The 17,733-nt window shown below is 37.2% G+C and carries 17 protein-coding genes; 12 read left to right on the forward strand and 5 right to left on the reverse strand.

Going from position 1 to position 17,733, the window contains the following annotated elements; all coding sequences use genetic code 11:
* Positions 1–22 precede the first annotated feature (22 nt).
* Both galT and BW724_RS06635 read left to right on the forward strand, forming a co-directional pair.
* Entirely contained in the window at positions 23–1,597 is a 1,575-nt protein-coding gene (gene galT, locus BW724_RS06630) for a UDP-glucose--hexose-1-phosphate uridylyltransferase (protein ID WP_088074480.1), read from the forward strand.
* Positions 1,598–1,659: 62 nt separating this feature from the next.
* Entirely contained in the window at positions 1,660–2,589 is a 930-nt protein-coding gene (locus tag BW724_RS06635) for a phosphotransferase enzyme family protein (protein WP_176371324.1), read from the forward strand.
* A gap of 125 nt (positions 2,590–2,714) precedes the next feature.
* Here the strand turns inward: BW724_RS06635 and BW724_RS24255 are convergent, their stop codons facing one another.
* Positions 2,715–2,840 carry a hypothetical protein gene (locus tag BW724_RS24255; RefSeq protein WP_268876143.1) on the reverse strand — a complete coding sequence of 42 codons (126 nt, stop codon included), beginning with the start codon at positions 2,838–2,840 and terminating at the stop codon, positions 2,715–2,717.
* 25 nt (positions 2,841–2,865) lie between these two features.
* Positions 2,866–3,177, reverse strand: a complete 312-nt coding sequence (locus tag BW724_RS06640; RefSeq protein WP_088074482.1) for a hypothetical protein — start codon at positions 3,175–3,177, stop codon at positions 2,866–2,868.
* A gap of 304 nt (positions 3,178–3,481) precedes the next feature.
* Here BW724_RS06640 and BW724_RS06645 point away from each other — a divergent pair, with 304 nt between their 5' ends.
* The 6 genes from BW724_RS06645 (at position 3,482) to BW724_RS06670 (ending at position 8,575) form a co-directional block, all read left to right on the forward strand.
* Positions 3,482–4,192 (forward strand): hypothetical protein, encoded by a 711-nt coding sequence (locus BW724_RS06645; protein ID WP_088074483.1) that lies wholly within the window; start codon positions 3,482–3,484, stop codon positions 4,190–4,192.
* A gap of 493 nt (positions 4,193–4,685) precedes the next feature.
* A complete protein-coding gene (locus tag BW724_RS06655) occupies positions 4,686–5,549 on the forward strand; it encodes a DMT family transporter (RefSeq protein ID WP_176371325.1) in 864 nt (287 codons plus the stop codon).
* A 115-nt stretch (positions 5,550–5,664) separates the two neighbouring features.
* Entirely contained in the window at positions 5,665–5,838 is a 174-nt protein-coding gene (locus BW724_RS23535) for an SE1832 family protein (RefSeq protein ID WP_176371326.1), read from the forward strand.
* 92 nt (positions 5,839–5,930) lie between these two features.
* Positions 5,931–6,419, forward strand: a complete 489-nt coding sequence (locus BW724_RS06660; RefSeq protein ID WP_088074486.1) for a PH domain-containing protein — start codon at positions 5,931–5,933, stop codon at positions 6,417–6,419.
* Positions 6,419–7,933, forward strand: coding sequence for a PH domain-containing protein (locus BW724_RS06665; RefSeq protein WP_088074487.1), 1,515 nt, complete (start codon positions 6,419–6,421; stop codon positions 7,931–7,933). The genes BW724_RS06660 and BW724_RS06665 overlap by 1 nt, the downstream gene beginning before the upstream one ends.
* Before the next feature lie 51 nt (positions 7,934–7,984).
* Positions 7,985–8,575 carry a hypothetical protein gene (locus BW724_RS06670; protein WP_088074488.1) on the forward strand — a complete coding sequence of 197 codons (591 nt, stop codon included), beginning with the start codon at positions 7,985–7,987 and terminating at the stop codon, positions 8,573–8,575.
* 20 nt (positions 8,576–8,595) lie between these two features.
* On the opposite strand, the gene BW724_RS06675 is transcribed toward BW724_RS06670, so the two are convergent.
* Complete coding sequence (locus BW724_RS06675; RefSeq protein WP_176371327.1) at positions 8,596–9,258, reverse strand: hypothetical protein; 663 nt, start codon at positions 9,256–9,258, stop codon at positions 8,596–8,598.
* A gap of 263 nt (positions 9,259–9,521) precedes the next feature.
* On the opposite strand from BW724_RS06675, the gene BW724_RS06680 reads away from it, so the two are divergent.
* The gene (locus BW724_RS06680) at positions 9,522–9,977 is read left to right on the forward strand and encodes a staygreen family protein (RefSeq protein ID WP_088074490.1); all 456 of its coding nucleotides are present in this window, start codon (positions 9,522–9,524) and stop codon (positions 9,975–9,977) included.
* 49 nt (positions 9,978–10,026) lie between these two features.
* Here BW724_RS06680 and BW724_RS06685 read toward each other — a convergent pair whose 3' ends face one another.
* On the reverse strand, positions 10,027–11,502 hold the full coding sequence (locus tag BW724_RS06685; RefSeq protein ID WP_176371328.1) for a response regulator transcription factor: 1,476 nt from the start codon (positions 11,500–11,502) through the stop codon (positions 10,027–10,029).
* Positions 11,503–11,733: 231 nt separating this feature from the next.
* Positions 11,734–12,822 (reverse strand): hypothetical protein, encoded by a 1,089-nt coding sequence (locus BW724_RS06690; RefSeq protein ID WP_088074492.1) that lies wholly within the window; start codon positions 12,820–12,822, stop codon positions 11,734–11,736.
* Between the two features lie 304 nt (positions 12,823–13,126).
* Here BW724_RS06690 and BW724_RS06695 point away from each other — a divergent pair, with 304 nt between their 5' ends.
* The 3 genes from BW724_RS06695 (at position 13,127) to BW724_RS06705 (ending at position 17,733) form a co-directional block, all read left to right on the forward strand.
* Positions 13,127–14,104: a tetratricopeptide repeat protein gene (locus BW724_RS06695; protein ID WP_088074493.1), complete on the forward strand. Its 978-nt coding sequence runs from the start codon at positions 13,127–13,129 to the stop codon at positions 14,102–14,104.
* 213 nt (positions 14,105–14,317) lie between these two features.
* A complete protein-coding gene (locus BW724_RS06700) occupies positions 14,318–15,919 on the forward strand; it encodes a xylulokinase (RefSeq protein ID WP_088074494.1) in 1,602 nt (533 codons plus the stop codon).
* Between the two features lie 1,094 nt (positions 15,920–17,013).
* Positions 17,014–17,733, forward strand: a complete 720-nt coding sequence (locus BW724_RS06705; RefSeq protein ID WP_088074495.1) for a GntR family transcriptional regulator — start codon at positions 17,014–17,016, stop codon at positions 17,731–17,733.

Below are 17,733 nucleotides of genomic sequence, written 5' to 3' on the forward strand. Positions count from 1 at the left end.
ATTGCAAAGGAAGTGCTAGGACATGTCAATCTATCAATCCATTGAACAGCTATTAAAGTACGGTCTGGAGAAAAATTTTTTTGAAGAGATGGATCGTGGCTATGTAAGAAACAGGGTGTTTGAAGTACTTCAACTAGAAGGTATTGAGCTCGCGTCTAGCGCAGAATATAAGTCTGTTTTGGAAAATAAACCTGAACCTGAACAGATGGTACAAGTGGAAGGAAATCTGGAATCCCCTGTCCCTATTCTAGAAGCAATTCTTGATTGGGCTGTTGCTAACGGACGGCTAAAGGAAAATACAGTTACAGAGCGGGATCTCTTTGATACAGCTGTGATGGGATGTCTTTTGGGACGTCCTTCAGATATATACAAGGAATTTAAGGAGCAAGCAAGGGAATATGGAATGGAAACTGCCACGAAGGAGTTCTATCAATTTAGTCAAGACGCTCACTATATTCGAACTGATCGGATTGCGAAAAATGAAAGCTGGTTTACAGAAACTGCGTACGGGCCACTTGAAGTTACGATTAATCTATCTAAGCCAGAGAAGGATCCAAAAGAGATTGAAGCGGCGAAAAAAGCGAAAGCAACATCATACCCGAAATGTGTTCTTTGTAAAGAAAATGTAGGATACTCTGGACGTGTAAATCATCCTGCACGGCAAAACTTACGTACCATTCCTATACAACTAGGGGACGAACGTTGGCATTTTCAGTTTTCCCCTTATGTTTACTATAACGAGCATGCCATTGTATTCAAGGACGAACATGAGCCGATGAAAATTAGTAAGAGAACATTCGAAAGGCTGCTACAGTTTGTGGAGCAGTTCCCTCACTATTTCCTAGGATCAAATGCTGACCTACCGATAGTTGGGGGCTCTATCTTAAGCCATGACCATTTCCAAGGTGGGAACTATGTTTTTCCGATGGCTACTGCGAAAGTCGAAACGCCATTTTCAATGCAAGGTTTTCCAGAAGTGAAAGCAGGGATTGTAAAATGGCCGATGTCTGTTATCCGTCTTCAAGGTAAAGGGGTGGAGGATATGGTAGAAGCGGCGGAGTATATTCGTTCCGTATGGGCAACTTATTCAGATGAAGAGGTAGATATTCTTGCTTTCACTGAGGATACTCCTCATAATACGGTCACCCCAATTGCACGAATGAATGATGGGATGTTTGAACTGGATCTTGTTTTAAGAAACAACCGCACAAACGAAAAGTACCCTTTTGGCATTTTTCATCCCCATGAGGGGGTTCATCACATCAAGAAGGAGAATATCGGCTTAATTGAGGTGATGGGACTTGCCGTTTTACCAGGGAGGCTGAAAAAAGAGTTAGTTGAGCTGGCTAATGCTATTAGTAGCTCTCGGTCAGAGGTAGAGATTCTAGAAAATCCAACAATTTCAAAACATTATAGTTGGGCAAAGAAAGTACTCCCAAATAAAGAGTGGGAAGCGGATGAGTGTCTTGGGAAATTGAAGGATGAAGTGAGTCTTGTATTTGTGCAGATATTAGAGCACGCAGGAGTTTATAAAAGGGATGAACAAGGAAAACGAACTTTTAGAAGATTAGTGGAAAAGTTATCTAAGGGAAAATAAATGATGCAAAGGTGTTCCGTTGTGGAATGCCTTTAATCTGTTTTGAGTTGGAGGAACTTTTATTGGAACTCGTAAATATTAGGGATATTTCTTCTAATTGGGGAATTGAAGTTAAAGAAGCTAAAAGATTGTCGGATCGGGCAACTCTTATTGTTTCTATGAATGATGAAAAGTATATTCTGAAGAAGAAGGAAAGTTTAGGACAACTTAAAAGGGAAGCGAAACTTCTAGATCATCTTAAAGACAATAGATTGTTAACGCAAAAACTAGTGTACAATAAATTTGATAGTTTATTTGTTTATTATGGTAATGAAATTTATTGTATATACAATTATCTTTATGGTGAAACGGCTAGTGCTAGGGAGGCTCTGCAATATCCCATGATTCCTAAACTTCTCGGAAAAACGATTGCTGAACAAAATAAAGCAATGGCCTCTATTAAATTTGCTGATGATTTTCCACAAAAAGACTTATACCATATGGTTTACGGACATGCAATAAATAATATTGTAAAAGTTGATAATTGTAAAAAGCTCATAAAAATCTTTCACTTGTTGAGAGAAGATATAAATGAGGTAGTTCAATCTCTAAATAAACAACTAATTCATAGGGATAGCCATATGCATAATATAGTCTTTAAAGATGGCTTGTTAGTCGGTGTAATTGATTTCGATATATCAGAGGTAAATGTTAAGTTATTTGATATTTGTTATTGCTCGACCAGTGTGTTGAGTGAAGTGTTCCTAGAGGAGAATTTAAGGTCAAGTTGGGTTAGGTTCGTTGGGGATTTAGTAACGGAATATCACTTACATAACCCATTATCAATTAGTGAAAGGAATTCTATCTGGTATGTGATGTTGTGTATTCAAACTATTTTCATGTCCTATTTCATTAATCATAAGGATTTATATCAAATTAATAAGGAAATGTTTCTCTGGATATATGAAAATAGAAGTAATATAGATAACATGGTTCTCCAAAATTTGAAATAAATTCCCCCCAGGTATAATCAAGTATATTAACAAAAAGCACAGACTTATATTATAGAGTCTGTGCTTTTTATACGTTAGATTATGATATTACTTTTGGACGCCCTCTGTTATTATTAGTAATCTGCTTACTCAAACGCTTTAATTCCTAAACCGTAATGTATAAACAGGAAAGCGATAATCATCAAGCATAATCCTATGAGTAATCCTCTAATTGCTTCATTCTTTTTTAGTTCTTGCAATACTTCTTTCACTATTTCTCCTCCTTTCAGTCAATAATTAATGGGTGAGAGGAGAAATAAGTGTACTTCCGTATTTAATCGTCATTAACAATGCATTGATTTTAACAGTCGCAACGAAAGATTCAATGTAGTCTGTAAAAGTTAGTTCATATTCAGGTGTATAATAGAAAAATTCTGAGTTGAATTTATTCGTTTTATCAGTGTTTGAAAAAGGAAGCAGTCCAGATTCATAGGAATGATTGTCATACTGGGTAATACTTATATCAGCAGCAATCTCGACCTTTGAATGAAATAATTCAAGAACAACAACGTTCAAGAGTAATAGGAGGCATAGGACAATGTTTCTCATGTTCATTCCTTCTTATCGTTAAATTATTTTGGAGTACTGTAAGTGGTTCTATTATATCACTAATTAAAAGTAGAGAAGTAGCACGATTTTTTATGTGTCAGACAGCTTAGACCTATACTACAGAGGTATTTAGGAACGGGGTGAAGTACTTCCAATTATAAAAAGGGCCATTACTAATACAACTATTTATTATATCGCAATTGGTTAAACTTGGATTATAATAAGTATAGTGATGGAACGGCTAAAATGTGAGACAAGGGGGGAGGTCTGTTCCCCGAGACGGCGTTTCCACGTGGAGGGCTATATGGATAAAGAAACTCAAGAAACCTTTGGAAATAAAAACAATAGCTTAAATGGGGTAACTGTAGCAGGGATGCTTTCATTAGGCGTGATTTTATTTATAGTGGGTACCTTTATTTATAGTGTGTATTATAAAGAGAACGCCTTATTAATTAGTGATTCACCAAACAATTCTAATACGATAGAGATTGTTGAGATAGGAAAACCAGCAGATTTTAGAGGGCATCAAATAAGATTAAAACATAAGTGGTCACATTTCGACCTTCGTTTTGACTATAGAGGAAAGCAAATTACTGAAAGAGACATTCAGGTTAGTTGGGAAACTGACGGCAAAGCTAATATTTACATAGATACTAGCGAACTTCTCCCAATTGTTATCCATTTCAACAGCGGAACCTCCCCAATTTTTCAAGTAGGTGAAGTAGAACCTTCCTTCTTTCCCTTTATGAGAGAAGAATCACCGAATCATCAAAATATAATTGAGTTTAGAGAAACAGGATTCAGAAACTTCAGCGTACTAAGGATTTATTACGGTGATATTGGTAGTAACCTCGAAAGTTTTGTGGAACACATTCCAAGTGATTTCTACACTCTGGACAATTTTAAGGTTGAATGGGTACACGATGAACTCGTACTAATAGATGTCATGAGGAAAAGTGATGAGGACGAATGGTATATAGAAGAGACACTAAAGATTGATTTTTCGAAAGAGTAATATATTTAATCAATTTATCGTAAAAAAGAGGTGGGGTTAGTTGAAACAGTTCTATTGGCCACTCATTGCATTTGTTAATTTTGTATTAGGGATACTTTTTTATTTTCCAAGTATAACTGGCTACATGTCGGTACTTTACGCATTAAACTATCTTTTCGGGTGGGGAATAGACCCTCATCTTGAACCTAATTTTTTTATAGGCTCTTTACTGATGACGGTTGCGGCTTGTCTTTTTTATTTTCCCCTTCTTATTTTTCCAAATCTCTTATTTTACAAACAGCTGCAACCAAATAAACTTTTATATATGAGTTTTACTATCGTATTTTTGTTAATAGGGTTTGCCACAAACATGCATTTCAGATTTGATAGACTACTATATTATTAGGGGACGACGTGCAGTGTCCTAAGTCAACATTCTTTCTATTGCTGCGCTTATTTTCTATAATGAACATTACAATAAACTAATTTTTCACAAAAAAAGAAGGTTATAATGATGTCCACATGGTTTTTACTCGCGGTTGCAAGTGCAATTGTATTTGGATTTTCTACATTTTTTTTCAAAATAAATTCATTTAAAGACTGGCCATTGCTCCCATTCTTCGTTGGGGTCTATGGAAGCGGTACATTGGCTTTTGTTGTCACTGCGTATTGGGAGGGTGTCCTCTTTCTCACCACCGCTGTTATCCTCAGTGGGGTCGTTGTGGGAATAGGTTCCACGTTTGGAAATCTATTATTTATGAAAGCACTGGAGCACGGACCAGTAAGTCTCACTTCACCAATTGTTAATACCAACATCCTATTGATCGTGCTCATGTCCGTGTTTCTTTACGGCGAGCGACTTGGTGTATTTGAATATACTGGGATTCTCTTGATTATTGCAGCTATCACGATTCTCCCCCTTGATCCAAAGGAAAAACTGAGTATCCCAAATCGAATTTGGTATGTGTATGCTTTAGCAGCGACCGTTTTATTCTTCTTGCGCAACGGGGGATTGAAGGTTACAGAGGAAATGGCCTTGCCAAACACCACGATTTTGATGGTCGGCTATTTCGTGGGAACAGTGTGGTCTATTTACGCTTATATTTTAGATCGGGGGAAAAAGAAGGTGCCGCAGTCCAAGCAAGTGAAGGCAGTAGTTTTTGGATTGATCACGGGGCTGTTTTCTTATGGAGGTATGCAGTTATATGCCGTGGCACTACAAACAGGACCTGCAAGTATCATTTCGCCCATTTTTGCCACGAACAGTTTAGTGGTGGCATTGTTATCAATTCTTTACTTAAAGGAAAAACTAACGGGCTTGCAAGTAGCAACGTTAGTATGTGTTTTTGTTGGGATTGTTTTACTTCGAGTTGGTTAAGAATGTGGGTCAGGATAATTTCCCGGGCAAGTTCCAGAACTAAATTTTGTTACTAGAACAGGCACCATTTTTTTCGGGAAAAATTAGTTAAATATAATCAAGAAGGGTGAGACGAATGGATAAAAATCAGATTGAAGAAGCGATTGTGGAATTAAAGGATGAATACATACAGCTTCAAAACAACTTGGAAAAGCTAGAATCTATTAATGGAAACTTAGCTCCACTCGAAAAGCGATTAACTGAAATTGAGGGGGAATTGAAGGTCCTTCATGAAAAGCGAAGAAGATAACCTGTTTATATAGTAATAATGTGAAAGCACTACGAACATGTTTTTACAGAACGATTCCAATATCATATTTTCATAGATTGTAGGTGGATTCAATGATTTCAGTAAAGGAACCAGAACTACGTTTGGCAAAAGATTCAGTAAAGGTTTGGATGATTAGTGAGACGATTGGAAACATTATATGGTTTGCAATCTTAGGTATATTGTTTTTATTAAATCATGTTTTCGCGTGGGCCAATTGGATAAATTGGTTTTTATTAAGTGGGTTAATCGTTTCCGTTGTTTTTTCGATTTGGGCATACATCAGTGCTTATTTGAAATATAAACATTGGCGATATTCGGTGGATGACGAATTTTTGCAGCTAAAGTCAGGTGCCCTTGTTGATGAGTATCAACTCATTCCGATGACAAAAATTCAAGCAGTATCAACGAAACAAGGACCAATCTTAAGGAAGTATGGACTCTGTTCTTTATCCGTGCAAACAATGGGTTCTCAACATTCTATTCCAGCTTTGTCGAAGTCGGTAGCACAGGACCTCCGTAACCTAATCGCTCATTATGCGAATGTGGAGGAAGAAGATTAATGGATACAGAGAAGCGATATCATCCAGTAATAATACTCATTGATTTCCTTAGTTTTATTAAGGGGATGTTATTTCCAATCGTATTCTTGTTTTTATTAAATAGGGGCTCTGATTCGGTGCTTCTTATGGTAGGGAAATATGCATTTTGGATTCTGTTAGTACTCTCTATACCGTATATCTTGTTGAAATGGTTTACATATACCTATCGCGTCGATACTAATGCTTTCCACGTATCAAAAGGTATTTTTGTGAAATCTAAACGATCGATTCCTTTTTATAAAATAGAGAACATGAATCGAAAGACTGGTGTAATACACCGTCTGTTTAGGGTGACATCACTCCGTTTTGAAACAGGAATCACAGGAGAAGAATCAACTGTTGAGTTTAAAGCAGTTTCCTTGGAGGAAGCGGCGGAAATGGAGAGACTCGTAGAATCTGAGCGAGAAGTAGATGGTTTTGATTTTTCACGTACCGTAATAGGAGGAGAAGAAAAGGAACAACAAGATCAAGATCATACGTTAGGAAAAAACAAGGAAAGACATATCCACTATACCCCGACGAAGAGGGACACTGTGAAAGCAGCGTTCACGTCACTTAGTTTTCTCATTATTTTCCCTGTTGTAATGACAATATACTCCAATACAAATGACATACTACAATTGGAAGAGAGGACAAAGGGATTGCTAGGGTTTTTCACAGGATCTGTCTTGTTGAGTGTGCTTGGAATCGTAGTTTTACTTATGTTATCGATAGGTATGGGAATGATCTTTACATTTATCAAATATGGAAAGTATGAAATTTCCTCAGACGATGACCGGATATATATTAAAAAAGGTGTTATGAGTGAAACCACCTTTACCATCGTAAAGGAGCGTGTACAGGCTATTGAAATGAAGCAGACGCTATTAAAACGAATATTAGGATTGGCGGAAGTGAAGTTGATAAGCGCTGGGGAAATAAGTTTAGGAACAGAAGATGCAGAAGTTAACTCGCTCTACCCATTTTTGCCTGTGAAAAGGGCGTATCAAATAGTATCTGAGATTCTACCTGAATATGAAGTTTTGGAAAAAATGGATAAATTACCACGTGTTTCCTTGCTGATTCGTTTAGTGAAGCCGTATTGGGTTTGGGCGATTGCGACTGGAATCTTATATTTTGTTCAACCAACTATTTTTGGACTGGAGATAGCATGGTGGTTGTTGTCGTTGAGCCTATTTCTTTATATTGTATTCCTGAGGTTATTGAACTTTTATCATACTCGCTATACTTTGCACGGAAGTTTCGTTCAGTTTCAAAGTGGCAGCTTAACCACCTCACTTTTTGTGTCTAGGCGGGAAAAAATCGTTGAAGTATCTGTTTCTCGAAGAATATTGCAGAAAAAATTTGGGCTGGCTTCGATAGGAACTATGAATCGTGGGAATCCCATCCATATGAATGGGGTTGAAGATGTTCCTGTAGGAATGGCTAAACAGTTTTATTCTTGGTATTACAACAGGAGGAAAAATGAAACCTAATCACTCCTCGCTACGTAAATTGTAAGAACATGTTAAAAGGTAGGAGTTCATATGCAAACACTTAAGAATATCGATTCCGATACGTTATTTCCATATCTCATGACGAGTGGACTTATATTACTCATTTCAGCTTTTTTCATGCCATTTGCGGCGATTATGTTGGTTCAGGACTTGCTTTTCTATTCACCTGATCACTGGTCTTTTATTCGTCCAACAGAAGCATACCTCGCCTTCTTTATAGGGATGATTTGGATAGCTCTTATTGTGTTTTCTTTTTTGTTTACTAAAATGCATATTGAAAAAAAAGGTAGGGAGTATAAACTAACTTGGATACATATTATTAACTTTGTTTTTGCTATCGGGTTGCTGATTCTGTCTATCTATCACTATGCGTATCTTGATGAGGAAGGGGCACATGCGAATTCCTTCTGGACCTTCACGGAGAAGAGCATTGCGTGGAACGATGTTCATGAAGTAACGAGATTGGTGGAGGAAGGCTCTCTTGGGGTCATATCCTATACCTTTTCGAACGATGATACGTCCATTACCATTCCTTTTGATTATCAAGATTACCATACAAATCGGGCAATTAAACGGATAAGAGAGTTATACGATTGGGAAATCGTGGACATTGTAAACTAGGTTAAACTAAGGGGCGGTTCTCACGTTTTGTAAACGTGAGAACCGCCCCTGCGTTTTTGTGTGGCAAACAGTGCTAGAATCAACACTAATTCGGACACGTTTCCTATTGCTTTACTATCGAAAGGAATAGTGAGTCCACCGACAACCCCCATAAGGACGAGCCCAATGAACAACCATTTCCACCCTGTTTTTCGCCAAAGGATGATCGAGGCAATGAGAATAGCTACTGTAACTCCTAAAATCATGAGTCCGCCACCTGAACCACCTACACGAGTGTAACTTAATACGCCTTGCTGCCAAATCGGTTTCAAAGAGAGTCGAAACAAGGGTATTACTTCGATGACAATAATTGCTCCTGTAACGATGAAAACGCCGTATTTTACTAATGGCTTGGTTACCCAGCTCACATCAGCATCTCTTAAGGTTTGCCAAGTAAAGGGAATGAGTAATGGAGTAAAAAGGGCGTGCAACCAAAATCGTGCGGCATTGAGTAACTCCAATAGTTCACTTTCACCAATATAACGGCCAATAGCCAAGATACCATTGTCATAAAACAAAGCTGCAGTGACAATTAACAAGAAAATAGAACAAATAGCCCAGGGATTCCTAGCGGCAGAGATTATTCCATAAATTAGTAAGAGTGCATAAATAATAGTTAATATAAAGTAAATGACTGTATCCAAACGAATCACTCGCTTATCCATCATTTGTAATGTTAATAGGGTAACCTCTAGGGGATCTGTTTATGTGGTGATTGGTGAGTTCTCTATAAATTAAATAGGGTTAAGATCAATGTATTTTCAAGCAATATAATAGAAGTGAGGAGATTTATTTTTTGATAGGGCTCTGTAAATTTTGATGTTGATTTTGGCTACAAACAACTTAGGTATCTAAAATAAACACTAGTCATTAACAGAGCCTTTATTAAAGTGAAATGGAGGTAATCATGTCTACTTTTCATCCTTCCAAGCTATCAGTAACTGTCCAACCGCCAGCTACATTTTTCCAACCGATTGTAGCTAGAAAGTACACCCTCACTCATTCTGATGATACTGGAGAATTGTTTTTAGATATTGGATTACTTTACAACGATAAGGCAATCGATATTACGATGCGTGATGAGGTGCTGGCAGAATGGCGAAGAGATGCAATTGGAACTTATCAATTAGTAGGAAAAGTCCTTGTTGACATTGGGGAAAATGATGAAAAAAAATCTAGATACAGATTTCAAATCTTCCGAAAGGAAATGGAGACGGCCATCAAAGGGATTGTAGTTGGAGACCGAAAATTATACAATTATTTTCCTTTCTTGTTGGACGCCCCGATTTTCATTCACTATGAATCTATATTTCCTCAGTATAATCAAGTGCTATACCATGGCACACCAAGACAGTATTTATAAACAAATAAGATAGGGTTCTCGAAATTATAGACGCGAGAACCCTATCCTGTTAAATTATTCCCTGACGTATTGCCCTTGCGACTGCTTCTGTTCGATTTCTGGCTTCCATCTTTTGCATGACTGTTGAAATATAATCTCTGACTGTATACTCGCTCAAGCTAAGTTCATGTGCAGCTTCAGTCGTAGACGCACCCTCGGCCATTAGTTTAAGCACTTCAATTTCCCGTCGAGAGAGATGGAAGGATTGCTTTTCATAACTATTATTTTGCTCCTTTTTATGAAACTTTGCTAATAATTCACCAGCAGATTTCCCGAATTTTGTTAGGGCAGTAAAGGTTTCCTGAGTTACTTTAAAATACTTATCGGGTCCTTGATCTAGGATGGCTGCCCCTAATAATCTATTATTTACTGATGTGTAAATAGGGGCTACTACTAGGGAACGCAGTTGGAATTGTTCAATATATTGCTTAGGAAAACTTAAATTTGCGTCCTCAATATAGAATGGCTGTATATAATTTAAGCTTTTCTTGAAAAGTCTTAAAATATTTAAGTTGTTAGCGATGATTGGTAAATTACTAATTTCTTCTGAAATACTTTGAACAGCTTGGTTATCAAATCTGTGTCCAAACAGCCCCACTCCCATCTCTTCACTCATGGAGTATGAAAAGAGGGCGCATCTTTCAAAGGGAAGATAATTAACATAACCGGCTGTAATATGTTCCATAGCTTCATGATAATTGTTGGAATGAAGGAGGGTTTCATTAAACATAATGACAGAATCCTTCCAATGCTGTTCATCTTTTGTTTTTGTAAGTGTATCTTTTCCATTCTCAAAAATTTGAAGTGCATATGTAACAAACGGGATTACTCTAGATGCATCATCATCAGTAACACAAATTAAAATGGTTATATCCTGATAAGGTATTGGCAAAACAGTATATATCTTTCTATCTTGATCCTCCATTTGGCGCAGCATTAATTCAGATAAGGCAAAAATTGAATTCGCTTTCAAAACATCGTTTTCTAGTAATAAATCTTGATCTGTATGATTAAACCATTTCTCTACGAAATAATACTTTTCCTTTTCGTGCTTTATGACGATAGCTCCCCATTCTATTTGTAACTGTCTCGAAGTTACAAGGTTCCTTAAGAAGTAATCAATTGAGAAAAAATGATGATACGGTAACTCCGTAATATCCTCACTGAGCTTTGTAAACAAATAGTGTACAGCTTGATGATTTTGATAATAATGAGCTACTCGCTCTTGTAAAACTTTGTGGGCTGCATTCTCCAATAAGGTAATAACAAATCTATTGGTCTGAATAGAAATGTTATGTTGAGGCTTTTGCTGTAAATAGGTTATATTGTTTCCTATATCTTTCTCACTCTTTTCATCTGAAAAAAGAAATGCTGAAAAAAAGTTCATGGTTTCCTCTACATTTCTAGCTGACTTTCGACCTGTTTCCTGAAGATGGGATAGTATATTCTGCCACTCTTTTATTATCGCTTTTTCGTGGCCCTTCATAGTCTTTAATCCCTTCTGAAAGACCGTATACATTTGATTAGTTAATGTTAGAGAAATAACCCGTCACCCCTTCCATTACATGTGAATACATCATTTCTAGTTAATTATATAATATATGTCTTAATATTCAAACAATACTCAATATTCAGCATACACTAATTGCATTTAAGTATAGCTTTTTACATCTAGATTCTCTCTATCAGGTTCAAATAGATTAATGAACACAATTGGTTAATAAGAACCTCCCACTTTAACTGCCACTGTAGATGCAACAACAGTTTGACCCTCAATTAGAAGTTTAATTTCTAACTCGCTTGAAGATTTTACTAGTGATGTTGACATCATCATAGATACGTAGAGGGTACCGTCTTTGGTAGGCCTAAATTCTAAGTCACCAACTCTTTCGCCTACTCGAACATAAACATTTTTTTCTGAGTCAGAATATGCAATAGGAGACCCATTCTGATAGAGCACAACTCTATAAGATTCCTGTGGATTTAGATTTCTGATGATGATTCCTGCGTCAAGAAATGCTTCTTCTTTTAGGATATAGGCTTGTCCGTCTCCTTTTTCAAACGGTATCATTAAAGTTTTCCCAAGGGACAATTCACGCGGTGGTGCTGTCCATGTAAATGGTTCGAGCATTGTACAATCCCCTTGAACTGTTGCTGTGTTATCGTCATTAACTGTCATCGTATCCTCACAATCTAACTCTACAGAAAAGACATCCCTGTACTGTGTACCATATGTAGCGGATAGGGATCGCATCAGCTGATTGAACTGCGCTGGGGAAAAGTCTCGATTCTCTGAGTAATATTGCTCTCTAGACTCCATCATTTCTTCTCTAATATACGTAATGTATTCTTTCACCTCTACAAGGTATGCAAGTTCTTGATCATTTAGGGGCGTACTGTACTCTATTGGCCGGAATTGAAGTGATTCACTATCAACGCCAGCAGTGATAAAGGTGATAGAATCACGAAATGGCGTGGCTGACGGGCCTAGTGCTGGATCAATATCATCCAAATAATATGGAACCCAACTCGTCATTTTATCAATTAGTTGGAGTTCTTGTAGTAACCTAATCAGCTCTCGTTTCTCCTCTTCTTCATTAAGATTTCCCTCAAGCAAACTATCAAGCAAATGGTCAGTTTCTATTATGATTGAGTATAAGTGATTTCGATATAAACTATACTGTCGTTCAGTTTCTTGATTTGCATTCTTGTTTTGAAAAAACCAAGTAGAAACGACTGAGACCAGGACAATGGCAAGAATAATCGTAAACTTTTTATATATGTTGACGTTTGAATTACTTTCCATATTCACTCCTCCTTACTTCTAAACATGATAAGTATTAATGTTGATTAACTTGAATACACAGAAAATTCTATCATAACTTGTGTAGTTTTAATCATGATCTATTATAATTGAGGCCTGTTACATGTAGGTAAAGTTTCTATGTGTTATTAAAATAGGAAAATAATACTAGTGAAAAATGGGTCTAACTCATACTGTAATATTTTGTAATTAGTAATATGATAGTTATATTATGTAAAAATAAATCATTAAAGCTTATCGAGATAAGACAAAGGTATTCTATGATAATAGGAAAGGTGTTTTAAAAATGAATAAAATAAAATGTGGTTTATTATGTATTGTTACAGTTTTAATTTTTTCAGGTTGTAGTTTATTGACATCAATCATTGACTCCGAAAACACATTGGAAATTAATAACCTAATTGATGAAGGGAACTTTACGGAAGCGTTAGTTTTAGTAGATGAATACATAGATAAAAAACCCAATGATTCTTGGGGGTATGGTCAAAAAGGATATATTCTAAATGAACAAGATAATTTTGAAGAGGGCATTATTTTTCTAGACAAAGCCCTTGACTTAGATCCAGAAGATTACATATCTTTAAGTAATAAAAGTTGGGCTTTAAATGAATTAGGTAGATATCCAGAGTCGTTAGAAATTATTAATCAAGCACTTGAAATTGAACCAGACGATTCGATACTACTGGTTAATAAAGGGAATGCGCTTATTGGTTTAGATAGGGATGAAGAGGCAATCGATATTTATAATCAGGCGATTGACTTAAATCCTGAGGAAGAAGTTGCGTACTATGGAAGGGGCATGGCAAATTTTTATTTAGAGCAGTTTTTATATGCGGCACAAGATTTCTCTAAATACAATGAATTCGTTTCTGATGACCCCCTAAGTTATTGGTTTTTAGGTGAATCACACTATTATTTGAACAATTTTCAAGAGGCAATTGATGCATATGAACAAGTGATAGAATTAGATGTGGATTTTGAATTCGAAACAGTATATATAGATAAAGCATATGCACATTTTTATTTAGAAGACTACGAAGGAGCAATTGTTGATTTTGAAAGCATGTTAGATCTATATGCAAATGATGTTTCCTCATATTATGGACTAAGTATGTCATACTCTTCATTAAATAATGTGGATGAAGCGATTGCATATCTAAAAAAAGCAATTGAAGTAGATCCAGTAGTTTTAGAGCATGCTTTTTATGAAGAAGCTTTTACGAATCTACACGAAGTAGATGAATTTATTGAATTATTTCAATAATAAAAACGGGGACGGTTCTAGCGTTTACAGACTGTAAACGCCAGAACCGTCCCTACGTTTTTTTGTATCAAGCATATTGTTTGTACGTACAAGTTGTAGTATTGTAGATAATATATGGTGTTAATAAATATTCGAACAAAAGATACGTAAAAATTTTAGTTAAGATTACCATAAGTGGATACAACAATTACATATTATCGGAGGGGAATTTTGATGAGTCTTGATGTAAATGTAAAAAACATGATTGTAGAAGGTAAAACAGCACTTGGAATTGAATTTGGGTCAACAAGAATTAAAGCGGTACTCATTGGTGAAGATAACACACCAATCGCATCTGGGAGCCATGATTGGGAAAACCGTCTTGAAAATAATATGTGGACCTATCACGTGGAGGACATTTGGAAGGGTTTACAAGACAGCTATCAAAAATTGGCTGCTGATGTAAAACAACAATATGATGTCACTTTAACGACAGTTGGTTCAATCGGATTTAGTGCCATGATGCACGGTTATATGGTTTTTGATAAAAATGATGAACTACTCGTTCCATTCCGTACTTGGCGAAACAATTTGCAAGAGCAATCATCTAAAGCATTAACGGAGCTTTTCAATTACAATATCCCACAAAGGTGGAGCATAGCTCACCTGTATCAAGCTATCTTGAATCAAGAAGAGCATATTGCTAATATCAATTTTCAAACAACACTAGCTGGTTATGTTCATTGGAAGCTCACTGGTGAGAAGGTACTTGGTGTTGGTGAAGCTTCTGGCGTTTTTCCAATTGACTTAAGCACGAAAGATTATAACAAAACAATGATTCAGCAGTTTAATGAATTGGTTGAACCAAAGAACCTCCCTTGGAAGCTAGAAGATATTTTACCTGGCGTTTTAGTAGCAGGAGAAAAAGCTGGTAAGCTAACTGAAGAAGGGGCAAAGCTGTTAGATGTATCTGGAACACTTCAACCAGGCATTCCTTTATGTCCTCCAGAAGGTGATGCAGGTACTGGGATGGTTGCAACAAACAGTGTTGCACAACGTACTGGTAATGTTTCTGCAGGGACTTCGGCATTTGCTATGGTTGTTTTGGAAAAAGATTTGTCGAAAGTACATCCTGAAATTGACCTTGTCACAACACCGACTGGTAATCTCGTAGCGATGGCTCATTCCAACAACTGTTCTTCAGATTTGAACGCATGGGTAGGCTTATTTGAAGAGTTCACGGATGCAATGGGCTTTGAAGTAGATAAAAATAAATTGTTCGAAACACTATTTAAAAAGGCACTAGAAGGGGACGCTGATGGTGGTGGCCTATTATCATACGGCTACTTATCAGGTGAGCACATGACTCATTTCGAAGAAGGGCGTCCATTGTTTGCAAGATCGTCTGGAAGTAATTTCAACCTAGCGAATTTCATGCGTACTCATTTATTTACGGCATTTGGTGCGATGAAAATTGGCATGGATATTCTTTTGAAAGAAGAAAAAGTGAAACTGGATGAAATCCTTGGCCACGGTGGTTTATTTAAAACAGAAGGTGTGGGACAAAGCATTTTAGCCGCAGCCTTCAACGCTCCTGTTTCCGTCATGGAAACGGCTGGAGAAGGTGGTGCTTGGGGAATTGCCCTCCTTGCTTCTTATAGTGTAAATGGGGAAGAAGGGCAAACACTTGAGGATTACTTAAACAGCAAAGTATTTGCAGGGCAACAAGGGAAGAAAGTGGAGCCAGACCCTAAAGATGTGGCAGGGTTCGAGCAGTTTATGGAACGATACAAAAAAGGCTTAGCCATCGAAAGAGCAGCAGTAGAAAACCTGTAAACATAGGGACGGTTCTTGCGTTCACGTACGTGAACACAAGAATCGTCTATTTTTTTTAGCGAAATTATAAAGTATTGTAAGAATATAGCTTGGTATCTCACGCGAGATTCTTAATTTAGTTCATTTTCGCGTTCGATAAGCAGTCTATCTCACGCGAGTTTCTTAATTTAGTTCATTTTCGCGTTCGATTAGCGGCCAATCTCACGTGAGATTCATACTTTAGCTCTTTTTCGCGTTCGATTAGCAGCCTATCTCACGTGAGATTCTAGATTTTGCACATTTTCGCGTTCGATTAGCAGCCTATCTCACGTGAGATTCTAGATTTTGCACATTTTCGCGTTCGATAAGCAGTCTATCTCACGCGAGATTCTTACTTTTACTCATTTTCGCGTTCGATAAGCAGTCTATCTCACGCGAGATTCTTACTTTTACTCATTTTCGCGTTCGATTAGCGGTCTATCTCACGCGAGATTCAAGATTTTGCACATTTTCGCGTTCGATTAGCGGTCTATCTCACGCAAGATTCTTAATTTAGCTCATTTTCGCGTTCGATTAGCAGCCTATCTCACGCGAGATTCTAGATTTTGCACATTTTCGCGTTCGATAAGCAGTCAATCTCACGCGAGATTCTAGATTTTGCACATTTTCGCGTTCGATAAGCGGCCTAACTCACGCGAGATTCTTACTTTTGCTCTATTTCGCGTTCGATAAGCAGCCTATCTCACGCGAGATTCTAGATTTTGCACATTTTCGCGTTCGATAAGCGGCCTAACTCACGCGAGATTCTTACTTTTGCTCTATTTCGCGTTCGATTAGCACCTTATCTCACGCGAGTTTTTCACTTTTGCTCTATTTCGCGTTCGATAAGCAGCCTATCTCACGCGAGATTCTCCCTTTTGCACATTTTCGCGTTCGATTAGCAGTCAATCTCACGCGAGTTTCTCATCTCACTATATAAAACAAGTGGTTATACTCCCTCCCCTTTACGTAAAGAATATTTAGAATATTATAAAAACTAATTGACATGTTTCCAGGGACTGTGGAATAATATGTCTTAACTGGTTCGGACGTCATGATGAGTTGGGAGGTGTTGTATGAAGATACATCATTCCAATCCGCTCCCCCTCCATGTGCAGCTCAAGAATTGCTTGGAGGAACGCATTAAAGTTGGAGAATATAAAGAAAAAATTCCAAGTGAACGGGAGCTGATGGATCATTTTAAAGTGAGTAGAGCTACTGTCAGGGAGGCGGTCTCCAATCTGGTAACGGAAGGGGTTTTAGAAAAAATACGTGGGAAGGGAACCTATATTAGGAATGCTCCACCAATACAGGATTGGATTAATCGGTTGAATAGCTTAACAGATACGGTAAAAGAAACAGGACACATTCCTGGAGCAAAACTATTAGCAAATGAAATCATCATACCTGGGGAGAAACCTGTATCTGTTTTTCAGGAGAATCAATTATGTTTTATCGAAAGACTCCGTTATGCATCAGATCAGCCACTTGCTATTGAAAAGCATTACTATCCAATAGAAATTGGGGAACGACTGCAAGCATTTAATTTAAACGAGGCAGTGATTTATGATTTGTTGGAAAACGAGTTAGGAATTCGACTGTACGAAACGGACGAAGTCATTACGTGTAAGTCTGCTTCCCGAAAGGAATCGTCACTGTTGGAAGTTTCCGAAGGTACTAGTTTACTAGTGATGGAGAGAGTCCTTTACGACCAGTTTGGTAAAAAAATTGAGTTTTTAAGAAGTGTATATCGTCCTGATCTGTTTACCTTTAGAATTCATCGGAATAGATACTAA

Source organism: Litchfieldia alkalitelluris (genome assembly GCF_002153425.1).
Classification (GTDB): Bacteria; Bacillota; Bacilli; order Bacillales; family Salisediminibacteriaceae; genus Evansella; species Evansella alkalicola.